At 35.5% G+C, this 15,915-nt stretch carries 17 protein-coding genes; 8 read left to right on the top strand and 9 right to left on the bottom strand.

The features are described from left to right. The 3 genes from R3333_RS06010 to R3333_RS06000 all read left to right on the top strand — a co-directional run. The coding region (locus tag R3333_RS06010) for a T9SS type A sorting domain-containing protein (protein ID WP_318957884.1) at positions 1-688 on the top strand (688 nt) is incomplete at its 5' end. 182 nt (positions 689-870) lie between these two features. Then, a complete protein-coding gene (locus R3333_RS06005; RefSeq protein WP_318957883.1) occupies positions 871-1,488 on the top strand; it encodes a YdeI/OmpD-associated family protein in 618 nt (205 codons plus the stop codon). A gap of 3 nt (positions 1,489-1,491) precedes the next feature. Beyond that, complete coding sequence (locus tag R3333_RS06000; RefSeq protein ID WP_318957882.1) at positions 1,492-3,792, top strand: CAP domain-containing protein; 2,301 nt, start codon at positions 1,492-1,494, stop codon at positions 3,790-3,792. Between the two features lie 170 nt (positions 3,793-3,962). Here R3333_RS06000 and R3333_RS05995 read toward each other — a convergent pair whose 3' ends face one another. From R3333_RS05995 to R3333_RS05965, 7 genes are all read right to left on the bottom strand, one after another. Then, a complete protein-coding gene (locus R3333_RS05995; RefSeq protein ID WP_413468673.1) occupies positions 3,963-4,457 on the bottom strand; it encodes a glutathione peroxidase in 495 nt (164 codons plus the stop codon). A gap of 62 nt (positions 4,458-4,519) precedes the next feature. After that, positions 4,520-5,917 (bottom strand): cytochrome P450, encoded by a 1,398-nt coding sequence (locus R3333_RS05990; RefSeq protein WP_318957880.1) that lies wholly within the window; start codon positions 5,915-5,917, stop codon positions 4,520-4,522. A 388-nt stretch (positions 5,918-6,305) separates the two neighbouring features. Then, positions 6,306-7,403 (bottom strand): redox-regulated ATPase YchF, encoded by a 1,098-nt coding sequence (ychF, locus tag R3333_RS05985; RefSeq protein ID WP_318957879.1) that lies wholly within the window; start codon positions 7,401-7,403, stop codon positions 6,306-6,308. Between the two features lie 102 nt (positions 7,404-7,505). Beyond that, positions 7,506-8,000, bottom strand: coding sequence for a mechanosensitive ion channel domain-containing protein (locus R3333_RS05980; RefSeq protein ID WP_318957878.1), 495 nt, complete (start codon positions 7,998-8,000; stop codon positions 7,506-7,508). A gap of 23 nt (positions 8,001-8,023) precedes the next feature. After that, on the bottom strand, positions 8,024-8,755 hold the full coding sequence (gene aroE, locus R3333_RS05975) for a shikimate dehydrogenase (RefSeq protein WP_318957877.1): 732 nt from the start codon (positions 8,753-8,755) through the stop codon (positions 8,024-8,026). Continuing rightward, on the bottom strand, positions 8,752-9,687 hold the full coding sequence (locus R3333_RS05970) for a DUF368 domain-containing protein (protein ID WP_318957876.1): 936 nt from the start codon (positions 9,685-9,687) through the stop codon (positions 8,752-8,754). The genes aroE and R3333_RS05970 overlap by 4 nt, the downstream gene beginning before the upstream one ends. 1 nt (position 9,688) lies before the next feature. Further along, positions 9,689-10,006, bottom strand: coding sequence for a rhodanese-like domain-containing protein (locus R3333_RS05965; RefSeq protein ID WP_318957875.1), 318 nt, complete (start codon positions 10,004-10,006; stop codon positions 9,689-9,691). On the opposite strand from R3333_RS05965, the gene R3333_RS05960 reads away from it, so the two are divergent. After that, on the top strand, positions 9,997-10,731 hold the full coding sequence (locus R3333_RS05960) for a pseudouridine synthase (protein WP_318957874.1): 735 nt from the start codon (positions 9,997-9,999) through the stop codon (positions 10,729-10,731). The two genes, R3333_RS05965 and R3333_RS05960, sit on opposite strands and share 10 nt — an antisense overlap. Here the strand turns inward: R3333_RS05960 and R3333_RS05955 are convergent. Continuing rightward, positions 10,723-11,298, bottom strand: coding sequence for a hypothetical protein (locus R3333_RS05955; protein WP_318957873.1), 576 nt, complete (start codon positions 11,296-11,298; stop codon positions 10,723-10,725). The genes R3333_RS05960 and R3333_RS05955 overlap by 9 nt on opposite strands. Further along, a complete protein-coding gene (locus tag R3333_RS05950; RefSeq protein WP_318957872.1) occupies positions 11,295-12,233 on the bottom strand; it encodes a 1-aminocyclopropane-1-carboxylate deaminase/D-cysteine desulfhydrase in 939 nt (312 codons plus the stop codon). The genes R3333_RS05955 and R3333_RS05950 overlap by 4 nt, the downstream gene beginning before the upstream one ends. A 110-nt stretch (positions 12,234-12,343) precedes the next feature. On the opposite strand from R3333_RS05950, the gene R3333_RS05945 reads away from it, so the two are divergent. From R3333_RS05945 to R3333_RS05930, 4 genes are all read left to right on the top strand, one after another. Then, entirely contained in the window at positions 12,344-13,846 is a 1,503-nt protein-coding gene (locus tag R3333_RS05945) for an aminotransferase class V-fold PLP-dependent enzyme (protein WP_318957871.1), read from the top strand. A gap of 44 nt (positions 13,847-13,890) precedes the next feature. After that, positions 13,891-14,076, top strand: a complete 186-nt coding sequence (locus R3333_RS05940; RefSeq protein WP_318957870.1) for a DUF5522 domain-containing protein — start codon at positions 13,891-13,893, stop codon at positions 14,074-14,076. A gap of 182 nt (positions 14,077-14,258) precedes the next feature. After that, entirely contained in the window at positions 14,259-14,456 is a 198-nt protein-coding gene (locus R3333_RS05935; RefSeq protein WP_318957869.1) for a hypothetical protein, read from the top strand. A gap of 36 nt (positions 14,457-14,492) precedes the next feature. Continuing rightward, the coding region (locus tag R3333_RS05930) for a carboxypeptidase-like regulatory domain-containing protein (protein WP_318957868.1) at positions 14,493-15,915 on the top strand (1,423 nt) is incomplete at its 3' end.

Below are 15,915 nucleotides of genomic sequence, written 5' to 3'. Positions count from 1 at the left end.
CAGCAAGTCAATAAAAAAATCTTTAGAATTGGTCAAGCTCCCTGAAGACTTAGATACAAAAGGAATGATCCATTTTGTAGGTTTTGTTAAAGATATCGATAATATAAGGGAAAATATACCAAGCAATGCCACAGTTTATTCGAATTTATTTCAGGGAACCAATGTCATGTGCCTATTTGTGAGAAAATCAACCCCAAAAATACAGAAATTGCTTGAAGAAAATAACTTTTCACCTATAGATGCTCCTGTTGTAAATACAATTCCTGACACCAATGTTTGTGACGGACCAATAGTAATTGACGCGGGGAGTGGATACCAAACTTACCTTTGGAATACCGGTGAAGATACACAAACTATAACTGCTGATACTGCAGGTATTTACACCTGTATTGTTAGTAATGCTGGTGGATGTGAATCGACAATTGAAATTAATGTTACAGATTGTGCAAGTACGGAAAATGCATTAACCTTAGATTGGAATGTATACCCGAATCCAACTACTGGAATGATAAACATTCAAAGCAGCGAAAATCAAATTACTTATGTAGTTTTTGATTTGGTTGGAAATAAAATAGCTGAAGGTCAATCAAAAGAAATCAATATGATTGATTATCCAAGCGGAACATTTTTAATTGAATTACAAAATTCTGAAGGCTTACTAAAAACCTTCAGAATCGTTAAGAAATAGGTAATATTTAAAAGTGATTAAACGGAGGATTTTCTAAGTGAAAGTCCTCCGTTTTTTTTGTGATTCCTAATTAACGTGAAAAGATAAAAAAAGCGGTCATCTTAGAAGTGACCGCTTTTCGTAATATCATCTCTTCCTTAAAGGATGGATTTTACTATTTTAGATGAAGTAAATTTATTTTCATGCAAAAAAACGTCGATTTATATTTCACTGAAGGATGCTTACGCTGTTCAAAAGGAGCAACACCAGAATGTAAGGTGCACAAATGGTCGAAAGAATTGGCTGCCCTTAGAAGCCTTGTTAAATCGTGCGGTTTGGAGGAAGAATGCAAATGGGGAGTACCTTGCTACACCATTAAAGGAAAAAATGTATTGATTATCTCTGCCTTCAAGGCATATTGCTCCCTTAATTTTTTTCAAGGAGCTTTATTAAAAGATGACGCCAAGCTGTTAAGTAAAGTAGGGGAGAACGCAGAGGTGAGCAGAATCTTTAAAGTAACGGATTTAGCTCAAATAGAAAAGAACCAGGATGTACTCAGAGCTTATATTCTCGAAGCGGCAGAAAATGAACTTGCCGGCAAAAAGGTAGAGACCAAAAAAGAGCTAGATATTCCATTAGAATTAACCGAGAGTTTTAAAAAGTTCCCTGATTTAGAAGCCGCGTTTTTTGCTTTAACTCCGGGTCGACAAAAAAGCTATATCTTTCATATCAACGGCGCCAAACAAGAGAAAACAAAATATTCAAGAATCGAAAAGTGCATACCTAAAATTAAAATGGGGAAGGGCTTTAATGAGCGATAAAAAATGAAAAAATTCTTAACCACTCTACTTGTACTAATAACTTTCCTTGGTATTGGTCAAAATTCATTTACAGCCTATCAAAAAGCACTTTTGGAGGAAGTTAACACATTAAGAGATAGTTTAAAGTTAGCACCACTTGAATTAGATCAAACATTGAATTTAGCTGCAGATGATCAAAACTACTTTCTTAAGAATGCTGGAAAGCTTACCCATTTTCAACCTACTTTTGGGAAAGAAACACCTTCAGAACGCATTTTATTTCACCAAGGAAATAGAACTTATGCAGGCGAAAATGTAGCATTTCGTGAGAAAGCGAAGAAGGAAAATCTAACCCCGGATTCCTTAGCCTTACTTTTCTTTTTAGAATGGAAAAATTCTCCTGCGCATTATCAAAACATGATCAATCCCAATTTTACAAAAATGGGGGTGAGCCTTTTTTCTACCAAAAATAGATATTATAGTACGCAAGTTTTTTCTTCTGACGAGATAGAATTACCCAACGAATTTGATCATCCGGATTTATCCTGGGGGGTGCGCAAGGCAGAATTCAATTGTAAAACGCAAGAACATTTATACGAAACCATGTTCTTTGGTAATCATACACAGATTATCGGTAATGAAATATACCTTGTATATCACGACATGGAGTTTTTCAAAGGTGTAATCCATGCACCTAACGATGGATTTGCAGTGGATATAGTACTAAGAGAGCAGTTTCCATGCGATCAAGAAAATCAATTACACCTTTCTGATGTGTACGATGGAGAAATGCAACGTCCCATTTATAACTATGATTTACTAAAAAACGATATTTCTGGAAATCCTTATAAATTAAAAACGAAAATAGGAGAGGTGCCTACGTATTTAAAAGACAAACAATGGTCAGCTAATATTATTGTGATAAATGATAATAAGCTGTGTGATTATACTATTCCAACCCGTTTAAGTACGGGAATTTATCCCTTATTAGACATTGAGCCTTTTATCGATTATAGCAGAGATATTGAATTAGATGGAAATCCAGATACGGTGCTGGTTAAAGATAGTTTGGTGGCTCCATTTCCTTTTTTAAGGAGTGATAGTACTCTTCGCTTTTTTAATTCTTACGGGATGAAAGTTTTTCAAGATTATTACCATCTCTATGATACAATTTGGGTAGAAGTATACGCCTCTGTTGAAGGAAAAACTTGGTTCAATGAACAATTGTTATCTGCCAGAAAAGAGGCAATAGAGAAGGTATTAGGGAATTATTTAAGAACATACAAACCGCGTATTAATTATGTTCTCACTGAAAATTGGGACATGATGTACAAACAGATTAACGACTTGAATATAAATGAATTAAAAGGATTAACTAAACCAGAGATTAAATCTTATTTAAAACGTCATCCTTCTGATTTTTACGACTCTTTACTGTATGCCCAAAGAGTTTGTTATTTACACGCTTACATAGACAAAGAGTTAGAAGTGAATACCCAGGAAAAATACTTATTTAGTAAGTATTTCGACTCTACTTTAAGTGTAAGAAACCTGCCTTGGCAAATACTGTTACCGGAACAAATTGAAAACAGGCAAGTTTTAAACTCATCTATCTTTGATAGTTTATATACAGAGGAACGCCTTAAAACCAATTTATTGAATATTGGGAGTATGTATAATTCAGGAATCTATTATGACTCATTAAGCGTTGAAAATTTTGTGAAAAAGGTAGATACAAATAATACTTATCAATTGTTTAATTATATCCATTTTCTCACGCAATATTGGTATGGAAAGCACGCTTTTAGTATGTCGTTAGAAAATGTAGCCAATACTCCAAGTCCTGCGCTAATACTTGGTTATATGGAGCTATTGAGGAGTAGAGAGGATATCGATACGCTAATATTAAACCGACTGGAATTAAATGTTTTGCTTGCGGGTATACACCGTTACAATGCAATTAATGATTGGAAAAAGGAAAAGGTATTTTTTAAAGAAATCGTAAAAAGAGCAAAATCTTCTAATCTTAATGCTCAAGAGGCACTAGAACTTGCTTTGTTTTGTAATTACTTTCATGAATTTAAGATCAGCGTTGAACTTTTGGATTATTACTACAAACAAGGATTGTTGACTGAAAATGGAATTTTCGTTTTAGCAGAAACAGCTTATTTGGTAAAAGAAAGTTTGCCAGATCTAGATTACATCAGTTATTTCATGGCTGCTAAAAATGCGAATAAAACGCGTTACTGTAAGTGGTTGGATGAATATTTCCAAATACAGCGACATGAAGTCTTAAAAAGAGATTTCTGTAAGAGTTGTTTGTAGTTCTTAATAAAGGCGAAATAGCATCAATCGGTAAATATATTGTTAAATAGCCCATAAATATTGAATACAACTTATGTCTTATAATTAATATTATGTTAAATAGGGTTATTTGTGATTAGGGAGAATCCTTCAAATCCTCCCTTTTAATACTTTTAATTAAAACTATCTACTTATCCTTCTATCCAATCTATAATCGTAGAATCATTCGGTAAAATTTGTGGAGAAACTACTCTTACAAGCTTTCCTGCTTCATCTATCAAATACTTCTGAAAATTCCATTGTACTTCAGAATCTTCTAATCCGTTCAAATCTTTCTCCGTTAAAAATTTGTAGACGTCTGCCTTGTTGTCTCCTTTTACAACAACCTTAGACATCATAGGAAATTCTACACCGTAGTTTAGTTTACAGAATTCTTGAATTTCATCATTACTTCCAGGCTCTTGTTTACCAAAATCATTGGAAGGAAAACCTATAATCGTAAAGTTCGAGTCTTTGTAATACGCATATAGTTCCTGTAATTGTTCATATTGCGGGGTTAAACCACATTCTGAGGCTGTATTTACAACCATTACCTTCTTTCCTTTTAAACTTGATAAATCAAAATCTTCACCTGTAATATCTTTTACAGTGTAATCGTGTAGTGTTTTCATATCGCTATTTAACATAATACCTAACAAGGTCATTGCTACTAATAAAACTTTCATAATCTTTAAACGTCTATTGGCTTTTATTGTTTGTTACGTTGTGTGAATTTCACCTCAAAATCACTCGCCATCATCGTAAAGGCCATGATCTCCTTAATATCCTCGGCTGGCGTCGTCAATTCAAAATCAAAATTTTTGAAGAGCATGGCCAAAACTAATTTCATTTCTGTTAGGGCTAAATTGGCTCCAGGACAGTATCTCGGTCCACCACCGAAAGGATTATATGCAGTAGTATTATGCACAGGACATTTACTTTTTGTCTTCATCCATCTTTCTGGTACAAACTCCCCTGCTCTACTAAAATGTTCTTCCATTGTAGCACTTTTTCTCAAATGGAGAAGCATCCTACTGTCCTTTTTTATTTCTATTCCTTCTATCTCCACATCCTCATTGGGTTGATATAAAGTTATGGGTGCTACAGGTTTTAGACGCATAACTTCATTAATTACAGCACCTACATATTCCAATTGCTGTAATTGCTCAAAACGCGTTACTACATTATCATCCCCCAAAACACGATCTACCTCTTCCCTAGCCTTAGCGATTACTTCTGTTTGCTTATCCAATAGTGTAATAGCCCATGTTAAGGTATGTGCCGTGGTATCTTCTCCTGCTAACAATAAAGTCAACAAATTACTGCGTATGTCCTCGTCATTAAATTGCTGATCCTCCTCAGCTGCTACAATAATGGCCTCTAAAAAATTCTGAGGATTCTCCTTTAGCTCCGGCTGTGCATTGAGTCGCTGCTTTGTACTGCTAATCACATCATCTACAAACTCTTGTAATCTATCTGTGGCAGCATTATATTCTTTATCCGCTTTCGTTCTAAACCATTTGTACCATGGAATCGGTTGGTTAATGCGTTTAAAAATCATTGGAAATACCTTTTCCATATCATCTTGTATGGCACCTTTACGTTCTTCCAAGGTATTCATCTCCTTACCAAAAGCAAGGTTAGTACTTACGTCAACCGTATAGCGCAAAAAATCATCTTGAATAGAAAAAGAACGCAATTGTTCGGCATCTTTTTGCCATTTGTGCAACAACCTATCGGTTACTTTCATCATCCAGGGAAAAAATGCAATCTGATGCTTAATATCCAAGCCTTTTGCCACCATCCCTCGATGTTGTTTCCAGCGTTCGCCTTCTGCATTAAACACACCAGAAATACCTTCTTCTTCCAGCACGTTATTGAGCTTATCCATACGACGAAATAAACGCGGTCTGTTCTTTTGAACGTAATCAATCATCGAAGGTTTAGCAACAATCAAAAGGTTAGATAAGCCTAAATTTAGATTAAAAACATCACCGTATTCATCCACCCAATCACTGAGTTGGTTGTGCAGATTATCAATGTCTACATCCAACATATTACCAATTATGGGTTTTCCTTTAGGACCAGGTATTTCTTTAGAAAGCATAGTATTTTTTTGCGACTCCTAAATTGCGAAAATCTTTGCGGTTAAAAAAGGTTTATGGCGACGAATAAGGCCGTTTTTACGGGCTATGCAGTTGTAGTTTTTTCTTTGCTTCTAGGTTCTACTAAAAGCTACCAAAGCTTCTCGGGGCGCTCTGGTAGCTCAAGTATAACTAAGAAGCAACTTCAATAAGCTACCCTTTCTATCCCTAACGGAAAATACAGTATTGAGTGTGAGTATGGAGTTTTTAGGGCATAAAAAAAGCGTCCAACCCAGAAAAGATTGAACGCTTTTTAATATATACTAGCGGTCTAACCGTCTAAAAATTTACTGTCTTTTAATCTTCCTTGCCATCTAGTCCTCTAGGTATCTAGATCTCTAGAAATCTAAATTAAACATTGAATCTAAAGTGCATAATGTCTCCGTCTTCAACAACATATTCTTTACCTTCAACTCTAAACTTACCAGCGTCTTTTACTGCATTTTCAGAACCTAAAGTAGTAAAGTCTTCATACTTCATCACCTCTGCTCTAATGAATCCTTTTTCGAAGTCAGTGTGAATAACACCAGCCGCTTGAGGTGCTGTCATTCCCTTCTTAATTGTCCATGCTCTTACTTCTTTAACACCTGCAGTAAAGTAAGTGTCTAAGTTCAATAATTTGTAAGCAGAACGAATCAAACGGTTCACACCTGGCTCCTCTAATCCTAATTCATCCAAGAACATTTGACGTTCGTCGTATGTCTCTAATTCAGTAATATCAGCTTCTATCTTAGCACCAATTAAAAGAACTTGAGCATCTTCATCCTTCACTGCCTCTTTTACTTGGTCTACATATTTGTTTCCGTTAACAACAGAAGACTCATCTACATTACACAAGTACATTACTGGCTTAGCAGTAATCAAATGGAATCCTTTTACAAATGCTTCCTCTTTTTCATCAAAGTCCAAAGAACGTACTGAATTACCAGACTCTAAACATTCTTTTACACGAATTGCAGTCTCGTTTTCTTTGATTGCATCTTTATCTCCAGATTTGATAACACGTGCCAAAGAAGTAATTTTCTTTTCTATCGTTTCTAAATCTTTCAATTGCAATTCGTAGTCGATTACCTCTTTATCTCTAATAGGATCTACAGAACCATCAACGTGAACAATATTTCCATCATCAAAACATCTCAATACGTGAATAATCGCATCTGTTTCTCTAATGTTTGCCAAAAACTGGTTTCCAAGTCCTTCACCTTTAGAAGCACCTTTTACCAATCCTGCTATATCTACAATCTCCATTGTCGTTGGTACAACGCGCTCTGGATTTACCAATTCTTCTAATTTCTCTAATCTTGGATCTGGAACTGAAATGGTTCCAACGTTAGGTTCTATAGTACAAAATGGAAAGTTTGCCGATTGCGCCTTTGCGTTAGACAAACAGTTAAATAAAGTAGATTTCCCAACATTAGGAAGTCCAACTATTCCACATTTTAAAGCCATGTTCTCTTAATATTTGCTGCAAAAATAGGAAATTATTTAGTGTGGAGAATCCTTAGCCACAGGTTCTATGCACAAAATGTAGTGTACAAGGGTAAATTTAGATTAAGGACGCTCTTCAGAGATCACTTTTACCATTTTATTCAACACTACAGAATTGGGTAATGTTACCTTTTCATATTCAGAAATTCTGATGTGTAGAAAGAATAAACCTATATCACTTACCTTTCCTTTTACCGGATACTCCTTGTCCATTATTTCAATTTCATCCCCAATTTTTACAGGATGATTTACAAATAAAAGTACAGCTGCGGTAATGTTACTAAGTAAGGACCATTGCGCCACAAAAGCGACTCCTAATACTGTTAGAAAAGATGATATATACACCCATAAATTAGATTGATCCATGGAGTAAATCATCAAGATCAATACGATAGCTATAATGTAGAGTACAAGGTTTATGGCTTTATTGATAAGTTTGCGTCTTTCTTTTTGTATACCAAATTTTAACGCAATCCTTACAAGTACACGATTCAATACTGCCTGTAGAATAATACAAGCTACTACGATAACACCAATCTTAAATAAACGTGGATCCATTGTGAAAAAATAATAACTTGAAATTAGTTATTATTCCACAAATCGTATGCTTTTAAAGCTTGTTCTTTTAACATGCTTAGGCCATTTAAAATTTCAGCTCCTTGCTTTTCAGCTTCTTCTAAGAATCTCGTTTTTTCGGGATTGTAGATAAGGTCTACCACTAAATGGTCTTTTGTTAAATATTGTGTTGGAAATTCAGGCATATCCGCAACATTAGGATACATTCCTACCGGTGTAGTATTTACAATTAATCCACAGGCCTGAACCATAAAGGAATTGATTGCTGAATACGTAAAGTGCTCTTCATTTTCAGGTTCTCTTGAAACAAAAAGTACATCTAATCCAATGTTTTCTAATACATGCGCCACGGCCTTGGCAGCTCCACCTGTTCCCAAAATCAACGCTCTGTGATGCGTATTCTTTAAGAAAGGTTTAATGCTTCGTGCAAAACCATAAGCATCGGTGTTATGCCCCACTACTTTACCATTGTTGAAGGTAATTGTGTTCACGGCTCCTATTTGCTTTGCTTCCTCCGAAACGTCATCCAAAAAGGGTAAGATGGCTTCTTTGTAGGGAATGGTTACGTTAAGTCCGTTGATATCACCTCTGGAAAGGATTTCCTTAACTTCTTTGATGTCGGCGATTTCAAAATTGTGGTAGGTGGCGTCTGTGTTTTCTTTGATAAATTTCTCTGTAAAAAAATCTTTTGAAAAGCTGTGTTTAAGTGTTCTACCTATGAGTCCGTAATTTTTCACGATGTTTCTTTTGGTGCAAACCTATCCATCAACAAAATCAAAGCTAATCCTGCTAATACCAAGAGTATTGCGAGTGTTAATTGACTATCCCCTATGTAATTTTGAGGCAAAACATTTGTTTGCATAAACTCTGCTCTACCATCAGAATGAACGAGGTAAGGGACGTCACTAATATTATTTTTCCATGGCCATATTTTCAAGAGAGATCCCAATAAGAATCCACTTAAAAGTGCCAAGGTAAGGTTTTTAAAATTTGCAAAAAGATACTTCAGTAACTTCGAAAAACTTAAAAGTCCTACCAAACAACCGCTGGCAAAAACCGCGATTAGCGTTAGGTCTAATGTTTTCAATCCATTCATGGCTGTGGCATAACTCCCCATCAATACCAGAATAAAGGCTCCACTAATTCCCGGTAGTATCATGGCACAAATAGCAATGGCTCCACTTAAAAAGATATACCAGTATTCTTGTGCTTGACCAGCGGTGTTCTGCGCTAAAGAAATATATCCAGCAATCACAACTCCTACTAGAAGTCCGAGAACATTAGCTAAGTTCCATGTTTTAATTGTCTTTAAGATCAAAATTGTACTGGCAATAACCAGTCCGAAAAAGAAAGACCATAATAACACCGGGTAATGTTCTAAAAGTCCAACGATTACACGTGACAGTGTAATTAAACTTACTGCAATTCCTCCAAAAAGGGCAACGAAGAAATTACCATTAATGTGTTTCCAGAAAGCTTTTAAACCGTCCGTTTTCAAAACTTTAAATGCTGCAAGATTGATGTTTCCCAAACTCGCAATCAACTCTTCATAAATACCTGTAATAAAGGCTATGGTTCCACCAGATACACCTGGAACTGCATCAGCAGCTCCCATAGCAAGTCCTCTTAAACTCACCATTAAATATTGCAGTAGGTTACGTTCTTTCATCTTAGTATAATTCTAAGCTATTGTCAATTTCTTTAGCGTAGGCCTCTACTCCACCTTCTATCAGTACTAAATTTTCAAATCCGTAATCTGTAATCAATAAATTACAAACGGCTTCGGCTCTTTTACCTGATTTACAACAAACATATACAGCCTCTTCTCTCTCCAGCTCATCTACACGCTCCGTAATCTCACCCATTGGAATATTTACAGCGCCTTCTATTTTGCAAATGTTGTATTCGTAAGTTTCCCTAACGTCAATTATAATAGGTGATTGTTGTTGCTGTAAGGTTTTAAGATCGTTTACGTTTATTGTTTTCATTTATTCTTATTAAACACGGTTTTGTAATAAGCCATGGTTTTGGCCACGACAAAAGTATCCATTTTAACGAAAATTTGGCTATAATAAGTGATAAACTTCTTGTTCGCCATTCCGATTATAAGCTTAATTTTGTCTCTGAAATGGAACATAAATACTTTATTTTTAACAAACCTTTTGGTACGCTTTGTCAGTTTACAGGTGAAGAAAGTGATAGCTTATTGGGCGACTTTTATGACTATCCAAAGGATGTTTATTCAGTGGGTAGGTTAGATAAAGACTCTGAAGGCTTACTTTTACTTACCAATGATAATCGTTTAAAAGACAAAGTGTTAAATCCTTCAAAAAAGAAAGCTAAAAAATATTTAGTTCAAGTGGATGGAGCTATAACTTCAGAGGCGGTAACACAATTGCAAAACGGTTCCATTCAAATCAAGCACAAAGGAAAAGCTTATCGAGTAGCACCTGCAAAATGTAAAATTGTTCCTCAACCAGCTATCGAAGAAAGAGATCCTCCTATAAGAGTTCGACAAAATATACCAACTTCTTGGATAGAATTAGAACTTACAGAAGGGAAAAATAGACAGGTACGTAAAATGACTGCTGCTGTAGGATTTCCTACCCTACGTTTATTACGCATTTCTTTAGGTGAAATTCTTTTGGAAGGTTTGAAAATAGGTGAGGTAAAAGAATTAAGCCGAGAAGAAGCTTACAAGGCTTTAAGATAAAGTGGATGTATTGTTGGAGATGAAATCAAAAGCTGTAAGTATCTCAAGCATTTCCTCTTTGTTTTTCGGTAGCGCTTTCAAATCCAAAACTAAACTTTCCTTTTTAGGCTCTAAGACCTGACTATTGGCGTGCGCTCTAATGTTTTGAATTTGTACGCAGGGTGAATGAGCACATAATCTCACCAACTTTGGTTTTAAAACTTCAATATCTAAAGGATGTGAAGCGTGAACATGCATACGATGAAACTTATTCCCCGCATAAAGTAAATTGCGCTTGTAAAGTCCTCTTACATACTTCGGAATCTGTTTAATGGCTAATGAAAAAGAAAACCCCAAATCAGCTTCCGTAATAATTATCGTTTCAGAATTAGAAATGAATTTAATGTGATAGTTTTTTTCCTTAAAAACTATGTTAAAAGTGATGCGGACGTCATCAAAGCCGTCTTCAGAATGAGCTGCAGCACCTGCTAAAGGGTTTCGAATACTAGGATTCAGTAACAAACCCGGAGAAAAATCCTCCAGGAGCATTTGATAATGTTCTAGATGTTTTTGGTGCTCTTCTGTCATGACTCTGGATATAAATTTACGGCTAATTTTTCTTGCATAAAAGTAGCACCCTGTACACCGCCTGTATGAAGGAATACCAATCTACCGGTGGGTGAACATTGTTTCCAATTATGTTTTATCCACAACATCGATTTACCAGTATATACAGGATCTAACTTCACCCCAGTTTGTTGATAAACCTTTTGAATAAATTCAATAAGTTCTGGATTTGTTTTCGCGTATCCTCCGCAGTGCGCATCGTAAATGAAATGTGCACGCTGCATAAGTTCGTCTACTGCTTCTTCATCGAATAAACTATACATCAGGAGTTTTTTAACTTCTTCTTCCATCCACTCCCCTTTTAAAGCAGAAACTATATGTATGGTTTGATGTGCTCTACTTCCCATCAAAAGTCCGGCGGCTGTTGTACCTGTTCCTGCACTTACAAAAATGTCACTCACATCTTCGGGAAGCTCTCCTATTATTTCTGAACAGCCTATAATACCATAGTAATTGGCCCCACCTTCTGGAACAATATATACGTTTGGGTGCTCGATGTGAAGTTCATCTGTATAGAACTTTTCATTTTTTAAATTATACTCCTCTCGGGTAATAAAGTGTAGTTCCATGCCTAATTCGGCACATTGTTGTAAAGTAGGATTAGAATGTTCATTTAATTCTTCCCCCCTTACATAACCTATAGATTTTAAGCCAACCTCCTTACAAGCTGCAGCAGTTGCTACAAGATGATTACTCAATGCTCCACCAAAGGTTAAAATTGCCTCATTTTTATTTTGTTCAGCTTTCGCAATAGAGTATTTGAGTTTCCTCCATTTATTTCCAGATACGATAGGATGTATCAAGTCATCTCGTTTAATGTAAAACTCTAAACAAAGGTTTTCTTCTTTGCTGTGATAACGAAACTCTTCCAAAGGAGAAACTTGAATTCCTAACATAATAATTGCTTTAAAACAAAAATACGTTTACTAATCTGAAAAGCGAGGGATTTTTATTAATTTCATTAGAGCTATTTTATTGATAAACGAATTAACTACTTACTACATTCATGCTATTTAAAACCAAGACTTTAGAGCGGTATTTCATGTCTTACCGTAAAAACATCACTGGAATTCAACAGAGAATCTCAACTCCTTATCATAAAAGTATACCAATATTATACGCAGATTGGACAGCTAGTGGGCGATCGTTTGCACCCATAGAGGATAGAATTCAAGAAGAGTTGCTTCCTTTTGTAGCCAATACGCATACAGAAACGAGTGATACAGGTTTGTATATGACCCACGCTTACCACGTTGCAAGAAAAAAAATTAAAGCGCACGTTAACGCTTCAAATGAGGATGTTTTAATTAATTGTGGCAGCGGAATGACGGGTGCTGTGAATAAATTGCAGCGAATTTTAGGGATTAAGCTTCACGAACGCTTTAAATCCTTATTAGAAATAGAAGAAAATGATAGGCCTATTGTTTTTGTTACACATTTAGAGCATCATTCGAACCATACGAGTTGGCTAGAAACCATTGCCGATGTTGAGGTCATTGCACCTTGTGAAAAAGGTATCTTTGATTTTGACGATTTCGAAAGGAAGATTGAAAAATATAAAAATAGAAAACTGAAAATTGCCGCCATTAGTGCATGTTCTAACGTAACAGGTGTCCTTACTCCTTTAATGGATATTGCTCAGACCATACATAATCATGGAGGGGTTATTTTTGCTGATTTTGCCTGCTCGGCTCCCTATGTCAACATAAATATGCATGAAAATGATGCACAAGGCAGGTATTTAGACGCCCTCATGTTTTCGCCCCATAAATTCTTAGGAGGTCCAGGTAGCTCTGGTGTATTGATTTTTAATCAAAAACTTTATCATAACCATATTCCAGATCATCCTGGTGGAGGGACTGTGCAATTTACAGATCCTTGGCAAGGAAGAGCCTATTTCGATGACATAGAAGAACGTGAAGATGGCGGAACACCTGCTTTCTTACAAACCATTCGAACTGCCATGTGTATTGCTTTAAAGGAAGAAATGGGGGTAGAAAATATTCTTCAACGCGAAGAGGAAATCATGGAATTATTTTGGAAAACGATAGATAAAAATGAGAACATCATTATTTACGAAAAGCAAAACAAAACCAGGTTGGGGGTTATTTCTTTCAACATTAAGGGCTTGCCGCATCAATTGGGTGTTCGTATTCTGAATGATATGTATGGTATTCAAGCGAGAGGAGGTTGTTCTTGTGCTGGAACTTATGGGCACTACCTTTTAAGTGTTGATCAAAGCACTTCGAAAAAAATTCAAAATGAAATTACATGTGGTTCCCTACAGAACAAACCTGGGTGGATAAGGATCTCCTTTCATCCAACTTTTACTGATAAAGAGGTTGTTTTTGTTGCAGAAGCTATTAATAGTTTAGCAAAAACATTCCCAAAATATCAAAAGGATTACAGCCTCACCAAAAAAGGCTATGTCTTTAAAAATCAAAGAGAGACTAGTGGAGATTTACTCAAAAGTCAGGTAGAAGAAGTTTTTGCAGCGCCTTTTGTGTAGAGAGAAGACAAGATAAATATCCATTTTCAATTAACTTTGCAAACATGAGTGACGATTTTAGCATGTTTTCGGGAAAAAAGAAAATGGATCCGGAGGATTATTATGAAAGTCCTGATGGATACATCGTATTTACAGAAAAATACCATCTAAAACGTGGGCATTGTTGTAAAAGTGGGTGTAGACATTGTCCGTATGGTTTCAATGGGAAAACAGGAAAAATAAAAAGATAGAGCCGGATTTACTTCGGCTTTTTTTGTGACTTGTTTTAAATCCACATAAATCCTTTCCCTTTTTTTCAGTACCCTGTATTCGTTTTGGGACGGAATTGTTATTATTTTAGTACACCGTTAAAATCCATGCCTAAAAGAACAAGTTGGTAGAACGGAAGCAAACCTTTAACAGATCACTTATCATGAAAAACGAAAAAATCATCTTTATTCTAGGAGCTGTAATGGCAACAATGGGCGCGGCTATGAAATTCTTCGAATTACCTTATGCGACATTGGGCGATATCCTCTATAAAACCACTTTTGTGGCCATCACCTTCTACTTAGCCTTTAGGTACAATAGACTAAAAAAAGAAAGTAAACGGTTAGAGAACAATAACTAATTCAATAATTTAGTTCTACCCAACCCATCCCTTAAAATGAAATATTTAATCCTAACACTCTACACGCTAACTCTTCTTTCTGGAATAAGTCAGAACCAAATCATAGATGCCAAATCTAAAGAGCCAGTTTCTTATGCACATATTAAATCAGTGAATGAATCGAAAGGAGTACTTTCAGATTATCAGGGCTACTTTGTTTTGGACACATCCTTTAGAAATATAGACTCAATTGTAATTTCATGTATTGGATACCACAGTAAAAAAATATTAGTGAGTCAGTTAGTAGAGCTTAAACAAATTGAGTTAACTCCATCTCTACAAAATCTCACAGAGGTAATAATTTCGTCTACAAAAATTAAAACCCAATTAAAAACTTTGGGAATTACCAAAAAGCCGAAGAAAAGATTTTCGGATTACATGGGCAGCGGCAATAATGGAGAGGAAAAAGCGACATGGATTCCGAATGATTATTCGATAACAGGTTATTTAAAGAATATCAACGTATTTGTGTCAGATTTAGGTTATCCCGATGCACATTTTAGAATTCACGTTTATGCCTGTAATTCATTGGAGACCAAACCTGGTAGAGAGTTAACAAAATCTAATATAATTACTTCATCTACAAAGGGAAATGAGTGGATTACCGTTGATGTAAGTGGTGAACATATACAGATTGGCGAACACGGATGTTTTATAGGCATTGAATGGTTTGATTCTCCCAAATCTAAATACTTTCAAGACACCGTTTATTCTAAGAATAGTGTAACCTGGGATGAGCGTAAAAGTAAATACAAGGACACCGTCTTATCGAGAGTTAGAAAAGGAAACGGCGCTGTTTTAGGTAGTATTTCACAAAAGTATAGGATCTCCAAAAATAAAAATTGGTATAAAGTGGGCGATCAATGGCAAAATAGATTTCCTTTTGCTGAAGCAATGATGTATAAAACAGACACATCACCTGATGGAACAACAACACTTAACACTCCAGACAATCACTATATTGGAGTTATGTGTATTCATATTGATGTTTCCTTCCCCAAAAACAAAATTGACTTAACTCATAAAGCGCCTAAAAAGAGAAAGTTGAATAAACTTAAAAAAGTGAAACAAGATTTGACTAAATACCCTCAATACAATATTCATGAATTGTTCACCTCCCTTATTAAAGCTTTGGAAAATGATGATATCGTCTATGTTTTGAAATTTCTCTGTGTTTATGAAGAAGGCCAATTAGATCTGATTTTATCCAAAATAATAGATGAGGAAAACGAAAACTTTTTATCCAACAAAATCAAGGCTGAAATGGTAAGAAACTTGAAAGAGCTTCAAGCAAAATTTAACAGTGCTGTGTTAACGAAGGTCGATGATAAACATTTCACTTTATCCTTTGACAACGAAACATATAACCTTATCGTGCATGAAGGATTATGGAAAATCAATCCTATAGCAATGATGCCTT

This window comes from Lishizhenia sp. (genome assembly GCF_033720595.1).
In the GTDB taxonomy this organism is placed as follows: Bacteria; Bacteroidota; Bacteroidia; order Flavobacteriales_D; family Crocinitomicaceae; genus Lishizhenia.
This window is presented reverse-complemented; position numbering and strand designations above follow the sequence as displayed.